Source organism: Candidatus Frankia alpina (assembly GCF_902806485.1).
GTDB lineage: Bacteria > Actinomycetota > Actinomycetes > Frankiales > Frankiaceae > Frankia > Frankia alpina.
Genome location: NZ_CADCWT010000436.1, coordinates 1 through 1,999, shown reverse-complemented (window position 1 = coordinate 1,999; position 1,999 = coordinate 1). Strand labels below are relative to the sequence as shown.

The window sequence follows — 1,999 nt, the reverse complement described above, 5'->3', positions numbered from 1 at the left end:
AACAATTACCCAACCTCACAAATCGTTGCCGGGAATGGCTCACTGTCGTCCTCGCGACCAAGGTGAGCCGCTCGATGGGCGACGACCCCAATCAACAGGGCGCCTCACGGCGCTGGATCGTGACCGCGGTCGAGAACTCGCTGCGCCGCCTGCAGACCGGCCACATCGACCTTTACCAGATCCACCGGCCGGACCCCGGCACGGACATCGAGGAGACGCTTTCCGCGCTCTCTGACCTGATCCACAGCGAGAAAGTCCGTGCGATCGGGACGTCCACGATGCCGGCATCCGACATCATCGAAGCCCAGTGGGTCGCCGAGCGGCGTGGGCTGGCACGGTTCCACACAGAGCAGCCGCCGTACTCGCTACTCAACCGCGGTATCGAACGCGAGGTACTGCCGGTCGCTCAGCGCTATGGGGTGGGCACGCTGGTGTGGGGCCCATTCGGGCAGGGGCTGCTCACGGGACGCGTCCGCAAGGACCAGCAGAACGAACTGCGCCGCGCCGGCTTCTTCAAGCACCTCAACGACGAGCGCCGTCTTGACACCGTCGAGCAGTTCCTCTCGCTCGCCGAGGAGGCGGGCTTGTCGCCGACCCACCTCGCCATGGCGTTCACGATCGCGCATCCCGGCGTGACCAGCGCGATCGCCGGGCTGCGCACGATGAGCCACCTCGACGACCTTCTCGCCGGCATCGACGTGGCACTCACCGACGACATCCTCGACCGGATCGACGAGATCGTCCCGCCGGGCACCGACATCGGCACGCTCGACCAGGACTACGTGCCGCCGGCTCTCCAGCAGGCGAACCTCCGCCGCCGACCCGTCAGCGAACGCACCGCCGGCGGAAGGTATCGCGAAGGTCCGGCTGGACCCGGCGGTCAGGTGTCGAGGTCGTAGCGGTACAGGCCGGCCGAGCAGGCCAGGATGATGCCACCGCCCAGCTCGGGCGGCAGCCAGGCGCAGTCCCGGGCCCCGCCGTCGAAGCGCATCACGGCGGCGCAGGTCCAGGTCGTCGCGTCCCAGATCAGCAGCGCGCCGTCGCCGCCCGCCGTGGCCAGCCAGGCACCGTCCGGCGAGAACCGCCCGGAGCGCACGGTGTGCTGATGGCCGGTCAGCGTCACGACGGACGCGCCGTCGTCGACCTGCCAGACCCGCACGGTGTGGTCGGCCGCGGCGGAGACCAGCAGCTCACCGTCGGGCGAGAACACGACGCCGAGGACGCTGTCGGTGTGCCCGGCCAGCTCACGGTGTAGCCGGCCGGTCGCGGCCGCCCACAGCCGCACGGTCCGATCCTCCCCGCCCGCGGCGACCCAGCGTCCGTCCGGACTGACCGCGCAGGCATCAGCGGCGCCCCGGGGCCCTGGTGGGCCCGGCACGCCGGGCGGCCCTGACGAGACAGACGAGGCAGACGGGATGGCCAGCGGCGGCAGCGGGTGTCCGGTCGCGACGTCCCAGCGCGCAAGCGTGCCGTCCCGGCAGGCGGCGACGGCCCAGGAGCCGGTGGGGTCGAGGGCGAAGCCGGCGATCTCGGCGTCGGCCGTCAGCGTCCCCAGGACGGTGCCCGTCACCGGATTCCACCGGCGCAGCGCGGTCAGGTCCGCGGGGACGAGCACCCAGGCGCCGTCGGGGCCGGCCGCGGCGCCGCAGGCCCAGTCCACGGCGCCGCCGATCTCGAAGCCGGTGCGCTCGCCGGTGTCCAGCTCCCAGGCGGCGGCGGTGCCGTCATCGGTGTGGGCAACGACCAGGGAGGCGGCCTCACCGCCGCGGGGGACGACGACGGCGCAGCCCCGCATCGGTTCGTCCCGCCCGCCGACGGACGGTTTCGGCAGGTCGACGTCCGTGGCCCACAGTCGGATGGCACCGTAGCGGCCGCCGGCGGCCACCCACGATCCGTCCGGCGCGAGGGCGCAGGCCCGGCTGGCGACCGCCCCGGACAGGTCGGCCTGGTGCGCACCGGTCGGCGCGCCCCACAGCCGGATCGCGCCCTCTCGGCTCGT

The 1,999-nt window shown here is 72.8% G+C and carries 2 protein-coding genes; one reads left to right on the top strand and one right to left on the bottom strand.

All coding sequences use genetic code 11. The features are described 5' to 3' along the window. Positions 1–899: aldo/keto reductase (locus tag G6R25_RS23705; protein ID WP_163554629.1), on the top strand; the 899-nt coding region annotated here is incomplete at its 5' end. Here G6R25_RS23705 and G6R25_RS23700 read toward each other — a convergent pair. Beyond that, the coding region (locus G6R25_RS23700; protein WP_163554628.1) for a WD40 repeat domain-containing protein at positions 881–1,999 on the bottom strand (1,119 nt) is incomplete at its 5' end. The genes G6R25_RS23705 and G6R25_RS23700 overlap by 19 nt on opposite strands.